The sequence below is a fragment of the Pseudarcicella hirudinis genome (assembly GCF_900115665.1).
GTDB lineage: Bacteria > Bacteroidota > Bacteroidia > Cytophagales > Spirosomataceae > Pseudarcicella > Pseudarcicella hirudinis.
On sequence record NZ_FOXH01000013.1, the window covers coordinates 52,477 to 68,626 of the forward strand.

Here is a 16,150-nt window from a genome sequence, read left to right on the forward strand (position 1 = left end):
TAAATCATTGTTATTCCTGCACCGGTGAAAAAGTGTTAATTATTCGTGAAGACCTAAGAATCCGGGAGAAATTTCCAAAGCTTTCGGGGGCTTGCTATTGATCGTTCTACCATTCAGGACCTTCTCATAACAGCTAAGGTATGCCATGGCTGTTTGATTTATAGAAAAATTATCTGAGGCATATTCACGACAGATTTCAGGCTTAAATCTATCTAAATCCATTAATTGATTTACCAGCTCAGCTTTAGAATTGGACAAAAAACCTACTTCTTCCGGAACCAGTTCAGGTAAAGAACCGTAAGGTGTACCAAATACGGCTGACCCGGTCACAAGACTTTCGATAATAGCTAATCCAAAAGGCTCGTGCCATAACACCGGAAAAATCAAGGCTTTTGAAGTGGAAAGAAGATTTAATTTTTGATCTCCGCCTACCATGCCATAAAAACGAACATGAAGGTCAGGGGTAAAGCGGAAACCCATCTTAAAATTCAAACGGGTTCCTCCCAGAACAACCAGTTTATTATGGCTTCTTTTGGCAAGCTCAATAGCCCCTTTTACATTTTTAAGACGCCAGGCCGCTTTGGCAAGAAAGTGAGTGTGAGTACGTTTCTTGTTAAAATCAGATATCCTGTACTCATCAAGGTCAATTCCGTTATATACAAATGCCTCAGACTGGTATCTGTTTGCGTGATTTTTTGAAACAAATACTGAATTCAGATCAAATTCCTCAAAATTATTACGATTTCCATGAATAGTAACAATATATGGCTTTTTGAGAGGCTGATCGGGTTCATTGTTCAGATGAACCACGTCTATATAATCCGGAATTTGTTCATCAATCGATACATTTTCCTGAAATTCCAATACTTCTGCGAAAGGACAGGTTGAACCTTTTGCTGCCAAAAAACTAACTTTATGCCCCATTTGGGAAAGCTGCTTCCCTAACCACCAGATCAGTCGCTCAGTACCTCCGTATTTTAAAGCAGGCAAAACGGAGTTTTGGCAAATAAGAATATTCATGAATTTTTCAGATAAATTAATCTTCTGCAAAAGTAACAAAGTCTTTTGAGAAACATTTAAAAACAGCCTAATGTTGTAGTTTGCGAAATTTTAAATTACTTTCTTCGGAGATATCCTTAACTAATTCAGAAAGCCCGATATTATAGATACAACATTAACTGAATGGATAAGCAGCATATAACTTTACCTCAATTCATCTCCACAATACTTCCCCGCTCTTCATCATTTCTGATTCTTAAAAAGCGATCTATTTCTTGCTGGAGGTCTTCAACATGGGAGATTACACCTACTATTCTGTTTTCCTTTCTCAATGATTTTAATGTCTCAAACACTTCATAAAGGGATTCTTTATCCAATGACCCGAATCCTTCATCTAAAAAGAAAAAATTGTGTTTGGAATGAGTTTGCATATGGATATTATCAGCCAGTGCCAATGCCAGGCTAAGAGCTACCTGAAATTTCTGTCCACCTGAAAGGGTTTTGATACCTCTCGTTTTCCCCTCATTAAGGAGATCACGAACCAGAAAATCATATTGTGAAGGAGAGGATTCATAAATTTCCAGCTGTAGCTGATGCCTCGTCATTTTATGAAATCTCACATTCGCCTGGTTACACAGGTTTTGAAGGTGCATAGAAGAAACATAACTGACAAATCCGGAGCTTTTGAACAATTTGGATAATGTATCAATGTCTTTTCCCCGAATGTCAAGCTTTTCTCTTTCTTTCAATAATTGCGCCTGCTCAGAAAGGTCTTTTCTTAGTTTTTCTGCCTGTGCATTCAGACTGCCTTCTTCTTTCCTTAAATCGTTTAATTTTTGCCCCAGGCTCTCTATATCAACCCTGAGTTTCTCATGAATTTCTGCATCATATCGTAATCCTTTGGTATTTTCTTCCAATTCTTTTAACCGGCTTAATGCGGTATGCAAAGTCTTTCTGAAATCATCAATCATCGCCTGCTCAGCTTCCGGATTTATATTCCATTCTAATATCTGAAGTATTTCCGACTCTGTCTGAACTGATGAATTTAAAAGTTGCTCTTCAATTTTATGAAGAATTTCAGCAAGTGTTATATCATGTTGTTTTAGATTTTTCTGCAATGACGAAATTTCACCGAAAAGTACATTTTGCTTATCACGATGTTCGAGAATCTGTTTGGTTAACTGTTCAAATTCATGGATAATCTGATTGTAAAAAGCCTGTTGTTTTTGCGATTCCTCCAGAATAGATTTTTTATCTTTTCCCTCAAAATCCGTAAGAGACAGAATTTTTACCTGACTTTTATAAAACTCAATCTCAGTTATTTTTGCTATAATGTCATTGTTAAGTTTTAACAATGCCGGTGTTATTTTCTCATCAAGGTGTTTTTGTGCATTTTCGATTTCAATATTTTTTTGAGAAATATCAGAATCCAGCTCTTTTATGGTCAGCCCTTGTTTTTTAGCATCTTCGAAAGCCTTTTTTACACTTTCATTGTCTTCTCTGGAAAACTCATTCCATGAAAATTTTACTTCATTTAGGGTAATAAGGCGGTTGTTTTCTGCCCATTTGGCTTTGATTTCTATTTTTCTGCTTTCAAAAAGAGCAATTTTAGCCTCAATTTCTAAGATAAAATTCTTCATTTTATCCAGGGCTTCCACCTGATTTCTGTACACTTTCTGCTGATTTTGAATTTGTAAAATAGCTGATTCAAAATCTTCTGATGCATTTAAAACGTGAGGATGATGTGCTGCTCCACATAGGGGGCAAGGCTCACCCGGTTGCAATGTTTCTGCATATCTCTGAAGAGCTTGCTGTGTGCTAAAATGTACAATTTCCTTATCAAGAAGCTCAGCTTTGCTTAAAAGACCTTGCCGGATTTCAGGGATTTTTTCAGGATATTCTGTTGAAGAAAACTGTTCAGTAACTTCCGGGTTTAATTCCGTGAAAGTATTGGTGTAAATAAGTTCTTTTTCCTTTTTTAGTTTCTCAATTTCAGCAACTATAGAGTTGGCATCTTTCATTAAAGCCTCTTTATCTTTGAGAAGATTGTTTTTTATAACAAACCAATTTGAAACTTCTGAAACTCTTTCCAGGTCAATCTGACTGGCTTTCAGATGGTTTAATCGTTGTTCAGATTCCTTTTTCAGATTCTTCAGCTGAGCGATTTTCTCTTTCTGCTGATCTTCTGCCACCCGGCCTCTTTTAAGATTATTTTCAGCATCGGTATGTATTTGCTGACATTCTTTAATTTTTAAGATTTTATCAAGCTCTTCCACTTCTTGTTTAATGGCATCACGATTCTCAAATTGAGGGGTTATTTTTTCGAGGTTTAGTGTTTTTTCCTCTATACTTATCCTGATTTGATTTTCCTGGGAAATTTTTAGTCTGAGGCTTTCAGAATCTCTTTGCAAATCGGCCAGTTTTCTTTGTTTTTCGTCAAAAAGTGGCCTGAAAACGAATTGGCTATATTGAAATTGCTTTAATCTTTCAGCTTTCCGGTCAAAATCAGGAGTTTGTTTTTTTAATTCATCAGCCTGATTCTGTGTGAGTTGAAGTGATTCGAAAAGCTTCCCGATCTCCTCAAATTTCTTTTCATCATCCGATTTTGACAATAAGTCGGTATTATTCAGTTGGATGAGCGTTTGAGTGTTTTTTAACGAACTTTCAGCTATTTCTAATTCTTCCGCCGCATTCTGACCAATCTGGCTTAGTTTTCCTGCTAAATTTTCAAGTTGTTTTTCATTGATTTCCTTCAGAATTTTTGCTTTCGGAGCAAGATCATATTTTTCCAGCTGGAAAATATCATTCATCATCTGAGTTCTTTTAGATAAGGGCAACTCTATAAATTCCTGAAATCTGCCTTGAGGAATGATAATCGTTCTCTTAAAATTTTCATAGGTCAGTCCGATAATCTTTTCAGCGGCATCATCAACGAGAATGGGCGACCAGTCATTTAATTCCGGCATCCATTGGTACGATTTCCGTTCGAGGGTTTTTACATCATTGAAGTTTTTACTGTTTCTCCTGCCTTTTACGGTAAATCTGTATTTATTATCATCTTTTCCGGCAGAACAGATAAAATCTATGTATAACTCATCCGACCGGAGATTCATCATGTTATAATTTCTGTCGTCACCGGATTTATTCATACGTTCGGTATCTCCATACAAAGCAAAAGTAATAGCCTCTAGAATGGAGGATTTCCCGCTCCCTACACTTCCGAATATTCCGAAAATGGAAGCTTCCGTAAGTTGTGTGAAGTCAATCTCCTGAGCTTCTTTGTATGAATATAATCCTTTGATTGTGAGTTTGACAGGTATCATTGATGCGTATAAAATATCCTTGCGGGTATGAATCTTATTAATATGCAAATTAACCCGAAATGCTGGTTTTTTCAATGAAATATTCCGTTCAGGAAAAGGGGAATGACCGTTGGATAAATATTTGACGAGGGGCAGATAGATTGTTGGAAGGATATACTAACTTCCGATGAATTAAATGTAATTGTCTGTAAAATAGTAAGTTAAATGTTATTTCTGAATATGGCTCAGGTATGAAATACTGAGTTTTTCCGACAAAATTCTAAACACTAAGCTTATGGAAAGTAATTCAAATTTTACAAAATGGCTTGCCGTAATAACCAGTATTTTTGCGTTGTTTTCATCTGTTCAAAGTTACTTTACAGACAAAAGTGTGAAGGCTTTGGAATCGGAGAATAAAAGATTCGATTTTAAAAAAGATACAGTGGATTTTAACAGAGACCGGGAGTTTAAGTTTAAAATCTATGAACTCGTTTTAAAAGCAATTGAAGATAAGAATGATACGCTTAAGCAAAATGCTGCCCGTGTTGTGGTTAGTGAGATGGTGGATAACAAAGATGCTGATTTTAAATTGGGATTGTTGAATATCATCAAATCGGCCGGAGGAAGTAAAAATATCAAAAGCCAGGCCAGTGAGGCGATTTATAAAGTTCAGGAGGCCCAGAAGCAGGAAGAGTTGCTCTTAGCTGATTCGAGGATTAAGGTTGATGTTTTTTATTTGGAAGACAAGCAGAATACAGCTGAACCCATTGCCCAGCAGATAGCCGATGCACTCAGGAAGGATTATAATACCCGTGTAAGATTATTGCCGTCAAGAGTTAACAAAAGCAGTGGTTATCAGATTAGCAGTAATCAGATCAGGTTTGAAAAAAATGAAAGCCCGGTTGCAGAAAAAATCTTGCAGACACTTTCCGCATCATACCCGGCTATCAGCTTTCAAAAGCAGTTAACAACCAATATTACCCAGAATTATCTCAGTATTTTCATTAGCCAGTAACTGATGATTTAAAATAACTGAATGGTGGATTTTCAGGTTGTAATGAAAATCCACCCTTTTTAAAGATCAGAAAGTGTAAAACCTCTCAGAAATTCATCAATAAGCATTCTCTTTTTACCTTCTAGCTGTAATTCTTCGATCGACAGAAATCCGTCTCCGGTTCTGAAGTAAAGGTATTTTTTGTTATCCGAAAATATATTTCCCGGTTTTTCCGGAGAAAAGTCTCGGATAATTGCCGTTTTAAAGACCTTACAGTTTTTCCCGGCCAGAGTAGTCCATGCAGCGGGATAAGGAGCAAGTCCTCTGATGAAATTATAAATCTGTTCTGAGGGAAGCTGCCAGTTGATTTCGCAGGTTTCTTTAAAAATTTTAGGAGCATGTTTTATTTCCACGTCTTCCTGCTGAGCAATTTGCGGATAATTTCCTTCTTCTATTGCATGTACCGTTTTGAGAACCAGGTCTGCCCCTTTTTTCATTAATCTTTCATACAAATCACTCACATTGTCAGTGGTGGAAATAGGCTCTTTTTCCTGAAAAATAATTGAACCTGTATCAATTTCATGTTTTAGGAAAAAAGTGGTAATTCCTGTTTCTTTTTCACCGTTGATGATTGCCCAATTGATTGGTGCGGCACCACGATACTGCGGAAGGAGGGAAGCATGTAAATTAAAAGTTCCTAAAGCCGGCATATTCCAGACTACTTCCGGAAGCATTCTGAAAGCCACAACAATCTGTAAATCGGCCTGATAAGATTTAAGTTCTTCCAAAAACTCCGGAGATTTTAGTTTTTCAGGTTGCAGAACCGGGATGTTTACTGAAAGGGCATAGTTTTTTACCGCAGAAGTGCCTGTTTTCTGGCCTCTCCCGACAGGTTTATCAGGAGCAGTTATTACGGCTACAATGTTACAATGATTCTCTACCAATACTTTCAGACTCTCAACGGCAAATTCCGGAGTCCCCATGAAAATAATACGCATAATTTTATTTTTTTATCAATATTCAATCAAAAACCAGCTGATTTGAAGCTTACAAAGATTGTAAAAAACTGTTGCCAGCCCTGAGATTTTAGGAATGAAGATGTCTTGGTTTGTAGTATAGTTCAATAAAATCTTTGTTAAGCACAATTGTAAAATTCTCTTTGACAAAGAGGAAAACTTTATTAACTTTGTATTCTTCATTTCAAAAAAATATGAAACGAGCGATAATAACTCAACAAAATCAAAGCTAATTCCATTGTTCCTGCAAAGCTAAGTCAATTATCTTGTAGAACGGTCGGAAGCCGTTCTTTTTTGTTTGAATGAAGTCGCAGAGATTGTCATTCTGACGCTAGTGAAGAAACCGGATTGTGCCGGTTATTCCTAAGTTCAGTATGACAAATTTTTTTGGTATGGACTTAATATTGAATAATTTAATAAAGAAATAACGCGATGGCTAAGATACAATATTATACTCAGGAGGCATTTGATAAATTAAAAACGGAATTACATTATTTGAAAATTCAGGGACGTGCTGATATGGCTCGTCAGATTGCGGAGGCTCGTGATAAAGGTGATCTTAGTGAAAATGCTGAGTATGACGCTGCTAAAGATGCGCAGGGCCTGCTTGAGTTGAAAATATCTAAACTGGAAGATGTTGTTGCCAATGCGAGAGTTTTGGATGAATCAACTATTGATACCTCTAAAGTTTCGATCTTGTCAAAAGTTAAGATTAAGAATAAGAAAAATGGCATGGAAGTTACCTATACCATCGTTTCCGAAGAAGAAGCTGATTTGAAAGCGGGTAAAATTTCTTTTGCTTCACCATTCGGGAAAGGTCTTTTAGGTAAAAAAGTGGGAGATATTGCTGAAATTCAGGCTCCTGCCGGAAAATTAGAATTTGACATTCTGGAAATTACCAGATAAAAAGCAATTTTCACCCGTTTAATCCGGAGAGAAGAAAAACATTCAGATACATTTCGCAGGCAGGACTTAAGGGTTCTGCCTTTTTTATTTACCCGGCAGAAACTCCCGTTTTGGACGGATACATCCATAAATCTCTCCGGATTTTCTGATTTATTCCGCATTGAGAAAATCATTTGCTGATAATGATTTCAACCATTGAGCGCTTTTTTGTAGATTTACTATTCCTTTATGCAATTTATAACCACTAAAATTCGTAGAAAGGACACTGTAACTGTTTGATATTCCTTTGATTTAGCTGATTAAGTCGAATATCCGGCGGGTTTCGGAACTTGTTTATCGTCTCTACCAAAGACTGAAATATATGCATTTTTTATATCCGACTTTTCTATGGGCAGGTTTGGCAGTTGCTATTCCTCTGATCATCCACCTGTTTAACTTTCGCAGAACCAGGAAGGTCTTTTTTACAAATGTCGCTTTTTTAAAGGCGGTCAAAACCACTACTTCATCTTTCCGGCGTTTGAAGCAGCTTCTTATCATGGCTGCCAGAATGGCCTTTATTTTATCATTGGTTTTGGCATTCTCCCAACCATTTCTTCCTTCTAAAAACGGACGTAATGTGAATGCCGGAGGACTTTCAAGTATCTATCTGGACAATTCGCTATCGATGCAAAATGAATTGGATAAGAAGAGTTACCTTGATAAAGCTGTTGCTAAAACTGAAGAATTGCTGACTGCTTTTCCACAGGGCGCACGTTTGCAGTTACTTACCAATGATTTTTCTGCAGACGAACATCGTGTTGGAAATGTTCAGCAGATAAAGGAGCGGACCACCAGCATCGGCTATACACATACTCCCAGAACATTTGAAAATGTGCTAAAGCGTCAGATGAGTCTGGCTGGCAAACACAATTCACAGGGAGGAAATCAGTATTTCTGGTTTTCTGACTTTCAGAGAAGTACCGCCGGAGATTTGAATAAAATTAAAATAGATTCTTCAAGCAGATTATACCTTGTTCCGGTTCAGGCAAAATCCACCCAAAATGTCTTTGTAGATTCTGTATGGCTCAACACGCCGTTTGTCAGAGAAATGCAGAGTAATGTGCTCACGGTGAAATTGTTCAATACCGGAGAACAGCCTGTTGAGAATTTGCAGGTAAAATTATTCATTGACGAAATACAGGTTTCTTCTGAAATTACTTCAATTCCGGCAAAATCTTCCGGACAGGCCCGCTTTTCATTTAATGTAAAAGACAAAGGATTTAAGAAAGGGAGAATTTCATTTGACGACACCCCGATTACCTTCGATAATGATTATTACTTTGTGCTGAATGCTGCTCCATCTATCGAAATATTACATTTATTCGGACAATCTTCAGGTTCAAAGTACATACAGACTGTTTTTGCCAACGACAGTATTTTTTCATTCAAAAGCTTTTCAGCCCTGAATGTGGATGTCGGACTCTTAAAATCTGCGAATCTGATTGTACTTGAAGGAGTTCAGAGTATTGAGGGTTCTATGAAATCTGCTTTACAGGAGTTTGTGGGTTCAGGAGGCAGTTTGCTTGTAATTCCATCGCAAAATCCGGATTTGTCAAGTTACAATGCCTTTGCGGCAGGTTTAAATATCAGAAATATTCAGTCGAGGAATATTACTGAGTCTGATTTCAGTCCTTTGGCTGAACCAGTCAAGAGTTCATCTTTTTTTATGGATATTTTCGATAATTCTACCAAAAAAGAAATGATTCAGATGCCGGAACAGGGCGGTGTTCTTACCTGGCAGACGATTGGTGAAAAGTTGTTGAGTTTTAGGAACAATCAGCCTTTTCTAACTCAGACAAAGATTAATACGGCTAAAGTTTATTGGCTTGCTTCTCCTCTGGATCCTCAATTCGGAGATTTTGCACGAAATGCGTTGTTTGTTCCGATAATGTATAAAATAGCTGCTCTTAGTGTTCGCCAGGAGCCAACAGCTTATTCGTTTAAAGAAAACAGTTTTTCGGTTGAAGTGAAAGATGCACTTAAAAATGCTGTTTATAAACTCAGAAGAGGAAAGTTAGAGCTTATTCCTGTACAAAATCTGGTAGGAAAACAACTCACAATAGAGCTTCCTAAAGCGAATCAGTTAAATGATAATCAGGAAGTAGAGTCCGGTTATTATGAATTATTATTAAATGGAAAAGTTGAAAAACTTTTGGCATTTAACCATGATAGTAAAGAATCAATGATGGATTTTTATGGAGAAAATGAATTGAAAAAAATCTTCTCCAATCAGAAAAACGTCCAGGTATTTGATAAAATTGACGATGATAATTTTATTAGAAATTTCAAAGAACAGAACTTTGGCGTTGCATTATGGAAGTATTTCCTGATTGCGGCCTTAGTATTTCTGGCTATTGAAATTGCGATTGTAAGGTTTATGAAGGGATAAATGACCTTAAAATTCAGAAAATCAAATAAAGTTGAATAATTGTCTGATTTTGGAAAAGGGATATCCCATTTGAAGGATATTAATGCAAACGGGAATGAAGCATTTTAAGCATTCATTCCCGTTTCTATTTGATATTTTAGACAACTACTGGTAATTTCTGCTGCCAAAAATGGCAGAACCGACTCTTACCAGGGTAGCACCTTCTTCAATCGCAATCAGATAATCTCCAGACATTCCCATAGAGATTTCTTTCAGATCAATATTGTCAATTGACGAAGTCTGTAGTTTCAGCTTGTCGGAAAAGATTTTCAAACCTTTAAATTCCTTTCTTATTTGCGTCTCGTCTTCTGTGTTTGAAGCCATTCCCATTACTCCGGTTATCCGGATATTTTTTAATTCGGCAAACTCCGCTGATAGAGCTAATTCAAGTGCCTCATCTTCGGAAAGTCCAAATTTCGTTTCTTCCTGAGCAATGAAGATCTGAAGCAGGCAATCAATGATCCGGTTGTGTTTCAGGGCCTGTTTATTAATTTCCTCCAAAAGCCTGAGAGAGTCCACGGAATGGATCATGCTTACAAATGAAGCCATATATTTCACTTTATTACTTTGTAAATGGCCAATTAAATGCCATTCTATATCTTTTGGCAGGATTTCCCATTTAGCTACCATCTCCTGTACTTTGTTTTCACCGAAAATCCTGGCACCTGCCTCATATGCTTCCTGAAGGTCTCCGATAGGTTTGGTTTTCGTAACGGCAATTAAACGGGCATCTGAACCTGATAATTGCGTATTTATATGCGCTAAATTTTGTGCTATACTCATTTTGCGTTAAATTTATTTGTTGATAAGCCCGAGGGAAAGAATGATGTTTTTTCTATCAGAATCTTATTTAGTACCTGACAAATTTACTGGAAGGCACTTTTTGTTTTTGTTTTTTTCGATGAAAACTTTCAGTTTTGTTTTTTGAAAAGAAGTAAAATTTATGCTTACCTTTCAAATCAGGTGAAAAACTGACAAGTTTTTGAATTTCTCTTCGTTCTAAAATTGATATTCATTAAGTACAATTTTGTGTATCTTTAGAATGTGAGAATACCGGAGAAAATTATTACCACACCCCCAACCCGGTTTAATAATTATGGAGGAATACAATCCTAACAGAAAAAGTGAACGGAAACTGAAAATTGCTATTGCTGTACTTTCAGCTCTGACATTTGTTTTGGGCTTCATGTATTTTCGTGAATATCAGAGAAACCAGAAAATCGAGAGCCTTTCGTCCACTCAAAAGGATGATTTAAATCGTGCTACCGCAAAACTGGATTCGATTTCCAAGCAGCTTGATGCCAAAATCATTGAGATAAACAGATTGGGAGGAAATGTAGCAGAACTTGTAAAAGCGAAAGAGCAATTGGAAGCAGATAAAGCTTCTTTAGCCAGTTCCGAGAATTTTACGATGAAAAAATATGATCGTAAAATCAGGAAATATGTGGCCTTGCTCGGGCAGAAAGACAAAGAATTGATTCGGCTTAGAAAAGAAAATGGTATTCTGGCAGCTAAAAATGACTCTCTGAGTAAGGAAGCTAAAAATCTGCTGGAAGGAATCGGATTTGCCCAGAAAGCCCTCAGCGATTCCGCCAACAGAAATAAGGAGTTAGTGGAAAGGTCGAGAGAAATAGAGTCAAGGAATAGAGAACTGGCAGAAAAAGTGTCACAGGCTGCCGCCCTGAAGGCTGAAAACATCAATGTTTATGCAATTTCTTCTAAAGGCAAAGAAAGTGAAGGAGGCAGTTACAGGTCTAAAAAAGTAGATAAAATCCGTGTGACTTTCTATTTGCAGGAAAATTCTCTTACCACCAAGGAGGCAAAAGTGATTTTCATGAAAATAATTGATCCTTCGGGATTGACAGTTTCCGATATGAATACAGGTTCCGGAACATTTACTTTTAAAGGTAAGGAACAGACATTTACAGCCAGACAAAAGATCCTTTATGATGATTCTCATCAGACGGTGGAATTCATTTATAGCAAAGGAAGTGCCTATAAAGAAGGAAGACATACGATTGAATTATATTCTGAGGGATATTTAATTGGTGACGGAGTATTTGATGTAAGATAATAATTTGTGCCGTTGCTGATTACAAAGAACCAGTCGTAATAAAACGGCTGGTTCTTTGTGGTTAAGGGGTTTTCAGAGGAAAAACAGGCATTTCCAAGGTTGAGAAAATGAGGAAAGAGAAGAAACTCAGATTCAGGAGTGATGCAAACGCTTGATTTTCAAAAAGTTTAGCTGATGTGTTTTGAAAAGTAAAGTAAAATATCTACCTTTGCACCCCTGTATAGAATCTCCCTTCGGGGAGGAAAGTAAAAAAATCAAAAACACAACAATTTTTATGGAATTAAAGAACTATGAAACGGTGTTCATTTTAACTCCCGTTTTGTCTGAGCAACAGACAAAGGACGCCGTTGAGAAATTCAAAAAAGTGTTGACAGATAACGCTGCTGAAATTGTTCATGAAGATGCATGGGGAATGCGCAAATTGGCTTACCCGATTCAGAACAAACACACAGGTTACTATCAGATTTTTGAATTTAAAGCGGAGCCTTCTGTGATTGCGAAACTCGAACTTGAGTATAAGCGTGACGAGAAAGTTATTCGTTTCCTGACGACTGCCCTCGATAAGCATGCTGTACTTTACAATGAGAAGAAAAGAAAAGGTTTAGTAGGAAAAAAACAAGAAACTAAGGAGGCTTAATCATGACACTCGTAAACGAACCAGTTGATAAAAACGTTAATCGTAAAAAATATTGCCGTTTCCAGAAATCGGGCATCAAATATATCGATTATAAAAATCCTGACTTCCTTTTGAAGTTAGTTAACGAACAAGGAAAAATCCTTCCACGCCGTATCACTGGAACTTCTTTGAAGTTTCAACGTAAAGTAGCTCAGTCTATTAAGCGTGCCAGACATTTGGCGTTGATGCCGTACGTAGCTGACGGTTTGAAATAGTTGAAAGTTGATCTTTGACAGTCAGGAAGTTTGTCTTCATGACTTAAGACAGAGAACTATAAAATCTTAAGAACAAAAATGGAACTCATATTAAAGACTGACATTGCAGGTCTTGGTTATAAGAATGATTTGGTAGTTGTTAAGCCAGGATATGGCCGTAACTATCTCATTCCTCAAGGTTTCGCAGTAATGGCAACACCTTCGAACAAGAAGATCCTTGCCGAAAATATCAAACAGGCAGCTCATAAAGCTGAGAAAATTAAATTAGATGCTCAGACTCTTGCTGACAGCATCGGTGATTTGACTTTGGAAATCCCTGCAAAAGTAGGTGATAGCGGAAAAATCTTCGGTCGCGTTACAAGTATCCAGATTTCTGATTCTTTGAAAGAAAAAGGCTTCGATGTAGACAGAAAGAAAATCTCTTTCGATACAGATGTTAAGACAGTTGGCGAGTATGTCGCTACACTTGATCTTCACAAAGAAGTTAAGCATAAATTGAAGTTTAGTGTAGTCGCTGCATAACTTTATGTACGTTTACTAACTTTCATGTAAAAAATAAACAAAGCACCCTATTTTATGGGGTGCTTTGTTTATTTTTGTAGGATTATTTCAAGAGACCTGTTTATTTAAGTAGTTGAAGGATAGAATATTTTGTAAAAGTGTCAGTTAACGTGTCTGACGTCTTATTTGTACCTGACAAACTACTCCAACTCTCACGTATTACAATTGCAATTATGTTAAAGAAGTTACTTCTTCTGATTTTAATGATTAGTTTATCTTGTTCTCTGTATGCTCAGATAACAATTACTTATCCGGTGAGTAGACAAATTTTTCAAAGAGATGCAAATAACCAGGCGATTATAACAATTGCGGGAAGTTATGGAAAGCCGATCGATAAAGTGGAAGCTCGTTTTGTCCCGGTAAAACAGGGACAGGGAACAGATACAGACTGGCAGGTAATTAAAGCAAATCCACTGGGAGGACTTTTCAGAGGTGCTGTTACTGTAAAAGGTGGATGGTACCGGTTAATCATCAGAGGAACTTTAGCTGGAAAAGTTGTAGATATTGATAGTGTTAAAGCCAATAATTCAGCTGCTGCAATCAGTAACAGAGTAGGAGTAGGTGAAGTATTTATTATTGCAGGACAGTCAAATGCCGGAGGTACTTATCGGACGGGAGAAGAAGCAGGGGCAGCAGATGACCGTGTAAACTGTGCTGATTTTAGTAATGTAGAACCCTCAACAAATCCGGATGGCGGGCCAAATTCGAACGGAAACAGATTCTTTATCGGAACAGATAACATAACTTATTCTCTGGTAAATTTTTCTCAGTTAAGTAAGGATGTGATGATCGGGCCTAGGGGTTTAATTCCTTTTTATTGGGCAAATCTGGGGGATGTGCTGACAAACCGCCTGAATGTTCCGGTTATGTTTTTTAACGTAGCCTGGGCAGGTACATCTATTCAGAACTGGTACGACAGTGCCAATGGAATTGATGCAACAAGTGATTATTCCGGACTTAAATACAGAAACGGAACCCCTTATTCAAACCTCAAAGCCATATCCCGCTATTATACTACCAATATGGGGCTTAGGGCGATTTTATGGCTTCAGGGAGAAAATGATACCAGAAAGAAAACCCTGAAGGACGATTATAAGAAACAGCTGATTGGTTTGATTAAGAAAAGCAGGGAAGACTTCGGAAAAGATATTCCCTGGGTAATAGCAAGAACTTCATATTATAGTAACTATGTCCCTGACCTGGGAAAATGTATTGATTCAGGTGTCTGGCCGGATGTGATTGAAGCACAGAATGATGTGCTGAATGATCAGGCAGGATTAAAAAATGTATTTCCGGGTCCGGAAACTGATGATATTGAAATTCCCCGTAAAACCGGAAGTGTTATGCAATGCGTACACTTTTCAAAAGATTATTATCCTGAACTGGCCAAACGCTGGAATGATAAATTAGCACAACCCTGGTTTGCTACTTCTGAAAGAATCCTGCCTGATACGATTCCAACTATATCTCAGACATGTTTCTCTTCTGACAGATTGCTGCTTACTTTGCCGGCCGGATATACCAACTATGAATGGTCAAGTACAAGTACAGGATTAATCAGCACGGAAAGAACCGCTACTGTAAGTTCGGGAGAGTACATCGCAAGGGTGACGAATAGCAATGGAAGAATTGTTCAGATTCCGAGATTTACCGTAAAAGCCAGTGCTCCACCAGAAATGCCAACCATCTCCATAAATGGTGAAACCACTTTTTGTGATGGTACAAATATTACCCTTTCATCAAGCAATGCAAGTTTGTATGAATGGAATACAGGAGACCGCGTTAAAGATCTTGCTGTTGATAAAGCAGGGGAATATAAAGTAAGAATTGTAGATGCCAATGGGTGTCAGTCGGCTTTTTCATTACCTGTAACAACCAATGTAAAACCGCGCCCGGGGCAACCTACCGTTTCCAATGTCGGCGCAACAACTTTCTGCGAGGATTCAAATGTAACATTGGTTTCTTCCAGCGGAGAAGGTTATCTCTGGTCTACCGGAGAAACAACCCGAAATATTAGCACTAATAAGTCGGGGAGTTATTTCGTTCAGTTGAAAGGAACAAACGGCTGTTTATCTAAAGCCTCTAATAGTGTTCAGACGAAAGTAAATACGCTGCCATCAGCGCCGATCGTAAAAGCACTTGGTGATACAGTAATTTGTCAGGGGAAAAGCGTTGATCTTAATCTTGAAGGAGTTAATAACAATACTCCGACCTGGTTGACATTGGCAAGACAGCATACCAACTCGATTACTATATCGGATAATGATACCACTTCTGCGATAAAAAATATTAGCATCGCTGCAATTGTTACAGATCAGAACAATTGTAACTCAAAAGCATCAAATCAATTATTGGTTTCGATCAAACCACTTCCCAAAACACCATCTATTCAAAAAATAGGAGCTTATACCATTGAAGCGAAATCTGTTACACCTGGCGTGAATTATGAATGGAAAATGGATGGCAATATTCTGCCAAATCCTGAAACTCAGATCAGAGTAATTGATCCGGGAAATTATAGCGTTTCGGTGAAGAAAATATACAAAACTTTATCTTATGGTGATAAGGTGTGCGTATCGGCTCCAATCAGTCTGCCATTTGCTTTGCCTGAAGATAAAGGGCTGACCATTTATCCAAACCCTTCGGGTGGATTGTTTACGGTTGAAAGCAGGTATAACTTAACGGGAGCTAAATTTACCGTTTATACCATAAGCGGAACCAAAGTGTACGAAAGTACTCCGCTTGATTTCAATGATAGACGACAAATAGATTTGAGAACTCTTGCTGAAGGAAATTATATTTTAAAAATAGAATCAAACGTTTTAAATATTAGTAAAATCATTGTGATTGGAAGATAGAAAAAGTCCGCCATACCGATTCTTCACTTCAATTTTATCATTAAAATTCTAACCACACCTGTCAATTAATAATTTTTCGTTC

The 16,150-nt window shown here is 37.4% G+C and carries 12 protein-coding genes; 8 read left to right on the top strand and 4 right to left on the bottom strand.

The window, feature by feature from the left end:
• Positions 1-39 precede the first annotated feature (39 nt).
• Together BM179_RS19025 and BM179_RS19030 are read right to left on the bottom strand one after the other, a co-directional pair.
• Positions 40-1,020: a glycosyltransferase gene (locus BM179_RS19025; protein WP_092018757.1), complete on the bottom strand. Its 981-nt coding sequence runs from the start codon at positions 1,018-1,020 to the stop codon at positions 40-42.
• Between the two features lie 188 nt (positions 1,021-1,208).
• A complete protein-coding gene (locus tag BM179_RS19030; RefSeq protein WP_092018758.1) occupies positions 1,209-4,322 on the bottom strand; it encodes an AAA family ATPase in 3,114 nt (1,037 codons plus the stop codon).
• 274 nt (positions 4,323-4,596) lie between these two features.
• Here BM179_RS19030 and BM179_RS19035 point away from each other — a divergent pair, with 274 nt between their 5' ends.
• Positions 4,597-5,316, top strand: coding sequence for a hypothetical protein (locus BM179_RS19035; RefSeq protein ID WP_092018759.1), 720 nt, complete (start codon positions 4,597-4,599; stop codon positions 5,314-5,316).
• 59 nt (positions 5,317-5,375) lie between these two features.
• Here the strand turns inward: BM179_RS19035 and fmt are convergent, their stop codons facing one another.
• Complete coding sequence (gene fmt, locus BM179_RS19040; RefSeq protein WP_229632986.1) at positions 5,376-6,293, bottom strand: methionyl-tRNA formyltransferase; 918 nt, start codon at positions 6,291-6,293, stop codon at positions 5,376-5,378.
• Positions 6,294-6,743: 450 nt separating this feature from the next.
• On the opposite strand from fmt, the gene greA reads away from it, so the two are divergent.
• Both greA and BM179_RS19050 read left to right on the top strand, forming a co-directional pair.
• Positions 6,744-7,217, top strand: a complete 474-nt coding sequence (gene greA / locus BM179_RS19045; protein ID WP_092018760.1) for a transcription elongation factor GreA — start codon at positions 6,744-6,746, stop codon at positions 7,215-7,217.
• A 361-nt stretch (positions 7,218-7,578) separates the two neighbouring features.
• On the top strand, positions 7,579-9,645 hold the full coding sequence (locus tag BM179_RS19050; protein ID WP_092018761.1) for a BatA domain-containing protein: 2,067 nt from the start codon (positions 7,579-7,581) through the stop codon (positions 9,643-9,645).
• A gap of 144 nt (positions 9,646-9,789) precedes the next feature.
• Here the strand turns inward: BM179_RS19050 and BM179_RS19055 are convergent, their stop codons facing one another.
• Positions 9,790-10,467 carry a YggS family pyridoxal phosphate-dependent enzyme gene (locus BM179_RS19055; protein WP_092018762.1) on the bottom strand — a complete coding sequence of 226 codons (678 nt, stop codon included), beginning with the start codon at positions 10,465-10,467 and terminating at the stop codon, positions 9,790-9,792.
• A gap of 313 nt (positions 10,468-10,780) precedes the next feature.
• Here BM179_RS19055 and BM179_RS19060 point away from each other — a divergent pair, with 313 nt between their 5' ends.
• The 5 genes from BM179_RS19060 (at position 10,781) to BM179_RS19080 (ending at position 16,068) form a co-directional block, all read left to right on the top strand.
• Positions 10,781-11,758 (top strand): DUF8428 domain-containing protein, encoded by a 978-nt coding sequence (locus BM179_RS19060; RefSeq protein WP_092018763.1) that lies wholly within the window; start codon positions 10,781-10,783, stop codon positions 11,756-11,758.
• Positions 11,759-12,032: 274 nt separating this feature from the next.
• Positions 12,033-12,395 carry a 30S ribosomal protein S6 gene (rpsF, locus tag BM179_RS19065; RefSeq protein ID WP_092018866.1) on the top strand — a complete coding sequence of 121 codons (363 nt, stop codon included), beginning with the start codon at positions 12,033-12,035 and terminating at the stop codon, positions 12,393-12,395.
• Between the two features lie 2 nt (positions 12,396-12,397).
• Entirely contained in the window at positions 12,398-12,649 is a 252-nt protein-coding gene (gene rpsR / locus BM179_RS19070; protein ID WP_092018764.1) for a 30S ribosomal protein S18, read from the top strand.
• A 78-nt stretch (positions 12,650-12,727) separates the two neighbouring features.
• Entirely contained in the window at positions 12,728-13,171 is a 444-nt protein-coding gene (gene rplI, locus BM179_RS19075) for a 50S ribosomal protein L9 (RefSeq protein ID WP_092018765.1), read from the top strand.
• A 293-nt stretch (positions 13,172-13,464) separates the two neighbouring features.
• Complete coding sequence (locus BM179_RS19080; RefSeq protein ID WP_177219454.1) at positions 13,465-16,068, top strand: sialate O-acetylesterase; 2,604 nt, start codon at positions 13,465-13,467, stop codon at positions 16,066-16,068.
• Positions 16,069-16,150 lie beyond the last annotated feature (82 nt).